The sequence below is a fragment of the Thermovenabulum gondwanense genome (genome assembly GCF_001601575.1).
Lineage (GTDB): Bacteria > Bacillota > Thermosediminibacteria > Thermosediminibacterales > Thermosediminibacteraceae > Thermovenabulum > Thermovenabulum gondwanense.
This window is the reverse complement of sequence record NZ_LOHZ01000009.1, coordinates 1-2,906: the sequence shown is the minus strand read 5'-3', so window position 1 is coordinate 2,906 and position 2,906 is coordinate 1. Positions and strand designations below refer to the sequence as shown.

At 37.1% G+C, this 2,906-nt stretch carries 2 protein-coding genes and 1 rRNA gene; all 3 read right to left on the bottom strand.

The features are described 5' to 3' along the window. Positions 1-127, bottom strand: a 16S ribosomal RNA gene (locus ATZ99_RS00080); the annotation flags it as partial. Positions 128-632: 505 nt separating this feature from the next. Next, positions 633-2,105 (bottom strand): lysine--tRNA ligase, encoded by a 1,473-nt coding sequence (lysS, locus tag ATZ99_RS00075; protein WP_068747223.1) that lies wholly within the window; start codon positions 2,103-2,105, stop codon positions 633-635. A 24-nt stretch (positions 2,106-2,129) separates the two neighbouring features. Then, entirely contained in the window at positions 2,130-2,609 is a 480-nt protein-coding gene (gene greA, locus ATZ99_RS00070; protein ID WP_068747222.1) for a transcription elongation factor GreA, read from the bottom strand. Positions 2,610-2,906 lie beyond the last annotated feature (297 nt).

Here is a 2,906-nt window from a genome sequence, read left to right as displayed (position 1 = left end):
ACGTGTTACTCACCCGTCCGCCGCTAAGGTGTCTTCCGGCTTTCACCTTCCAACACCTCCGCTCGACTTGCATGTGTTAGGCACGCCGCCAGCGTTCGTCCTGAGCCAGGATCAAACTCTCAAGTTAAATCCTTTAAGCTCTTCTTCTCTTACACACCTTTTCTTTGAAACTCTCAGGCGTGACACTGTTCAGTTTCCAAGGTCCATGGCGCTTTCCAACGCCACAGTTTTATATTGTATCAGCTGCTTCGTCTTTTGTCAAGTCCGTTTGCCTTTTCTTTTTGCCCGTCTTATCCTTCGTATCTTGCGCCTCACCGGCGCGCTTTTGTAATATATCATAAATAGAGCCGTGTTTTCAATCATCAAAAACCGCCTTATTCGACAATTATTTCTTATAATCTTTCATTAAGGTTATTATGCTTACTTTTTTAAATGTTTGCTCTTACAAGCAAAAATAAATATACTATTTTCGTGTTTATTTTATCGATTTAATCTTTCCACGTAAATTAGTATTTCCTCTAAAAATTATTATTATTCCTCTTTATTCCATCCCGCCTTACCATAGTTTTAATACTGTACTGTCCGGGGTAAAAAAACTATCCACCTCTTAAAAGGTGGATAGCCTAAATAAGCTATGCTTTTGGTCTCATGGTCGGGAATAATATTACATCCCTGATAGAGTAGGAATCGGTTAAGAGCATAACGAGTCTGTCTATGCCAATCCCGAGTCCTCCCGTTGGAGGCATTCCGTATTCCAGAGCGTTTACAAAATCCTCATCAAACATATGGGCTTCTTCGTCTCCTGCTTCCCTTTCTTTAAGCTGCTGCAAGAATCTCTCCCTCTGGTCTATTGGATCATTTAATTCCGAAAAAGCATTCGCCATTTCCCTTCGAGTTATAAATAGCTCAAAGCGGTATGTAAAATCGGGGTTGTCCTCTTTTCTTTTAGCAAGAGGCGATATCTCTATGGGATAATCAAGAATAAAAGTGGGTTGTACCAGATGCCCTTCTACTTTTTCCTCAAAAATAATGTTAAGGATTTTCCCTTTTGTATCCTTTTCCCCTATTTCCACATTTAAATCCTTGGCTATTTTTCGAGCTTCTTCATCGGTTTTAACCTCATCAAAATCAATTCCCGTATATTTTTTAACCGCTTCTACCATCGTCATTTTTGTCCAGGGGGGTGTAAGGTCGATTTCCTCGCCCTGGTATACAATTTTCGTTGTCCCCAGTACCTTTTGTGCCACATGAGAAATTAGATTCTCCGTAAGTTCCATCATATCCTTATAATCCGCATAAGCCTGGTAAAGTTCGATCATGGTAAATTCGGGATTGTGTTTTATCGAAATGCCTTCATTTCTAAAGTCCTTGCCTATCTCATAAACCTTTTCAAAGCCTCCGACTATAAGTCTTTTTAAGTAAAGCTCCGTGGCTATCCTCAAATATAAATCAATATCCAAAGCATTATGGTGGGTTATAAATGGCCTTGCAGCCGCACCCCCGGCTATTGGGGTTAATATAGGTGTTTCCACTTCCATAAATCCTAAATTATCCAAGTAATCCCTTATGGCCTTTATTATCTTGCTTCTTATGATAAAGGTCTTTCTTACATCCGGATTTACTATTAAATCCAGGTATCTCTGTCTATACCTTAAATCCACATCTTTTAGCCCATGCCATTTTTCCGGAAGAGGCCGGAGGGATTTAGAAAGGAGAACTAATTTTTCCGCATTTAGCGAAATTTCTCCTTTATGAGTTCTAAATATCGTTCCTTCTACTCCTATTATATCCCCTATGTCTAACTTTTTAAAAAGCTCAAAGGTAAAATCTCCTACCCTGTCTTTTTTAATATAAACCTGCAAGCGGCCTTTTTCATCCTGAATATCAAAAAAGGCCGCTTTTCCGTGTTCCCTTACCGCCATTATTCTTCCTGCTATTTTAGCCTGCTGGCCTTCTAATTTTTCAAATTCATCCTTTATTTCCTGACAATTATGAGTCCTTTCATATTTTTGACCGTAGGGATTTATTCCCATAGATCTTAATTCTTCCAATTTATCAATTCTTGCCTTGATAAGTTCGTTTATCTCGCTTTCAAAGTGTTCCATCCTTTACCCTCCATCTATTTAATTTTATTTTTTTATCTCCTCTATTTTATATTTGATTTTTCCTATGGGTACCTGGACTTCCACCACATCTCCCTTTTTTGCGCCCATTAAAGCCTTACCTACGGGAGACTCATTGGATATTTTATATTCTATAGGATTTGCTTCTGCCGAACTTACGAGGGTATATTCAATGGTTTCATTTGTTTCAAGGTCTTTTATCAGCACTTTAGAGCCCAGTGTGACAACCTCCGTTGAAATATCAGCATCATCTATAACCTTGGCATTGCGGAGTTTTTCTTCAATCATAGCTATTTTCCCTTCTACAAAGGCCTGCTCATTTTTGGCTTCATCGTATTCTGAATTTTCACTAATATCTCCAAAGGCAATTGCCTGTTTGATCCTGTCTGCAACTTCTTTTCTCCTTACGGATTTTAAATACTCCAATTCTTCTTCCAATTTTTTTAACCCTTCCTGAGTCAAAACAACTTCTTTTTTATTCGCCATCTTTTTTCTCCCCTCTTACCAATAAAATTCTTCTTTTATTATGAATTTATTATTCATGAATAAGCGCTATTATTCTTAATTCTTGAAAGCAATAATTAAGTTTTTTGGAATTTATACTTTTGTAATTATAATTCAGAGGAAATCCGATGTCAAGAATTTTCATTAATTTTGATCGCGTCAAGTATTTTTAGGTTTTTTAAAAACTCACCATCTTCCCATTAGATGAAGGTAAAAAATTTTTTATATGAATTGTTGTAACATAAAATATTTCCATATATTACCATATAATGGTTGTAA

Excerpts from the sequence above, each read along its gene's own strand:
- lysS (WP_068747223.1), bottom strand. The coding sequence starts at position 2,105 with ATGGAACACTTTGAAAGCGAGATAAACGAACTTATCAAGGCAAGAATT.
- greA (WP_068747222.1), bottom strand. The coding sequence starts at position 2,609 with ATGGCGAATAAAAAAGAAGTTGTTTTGACTCAGGAAGGGTTAAAAAAA.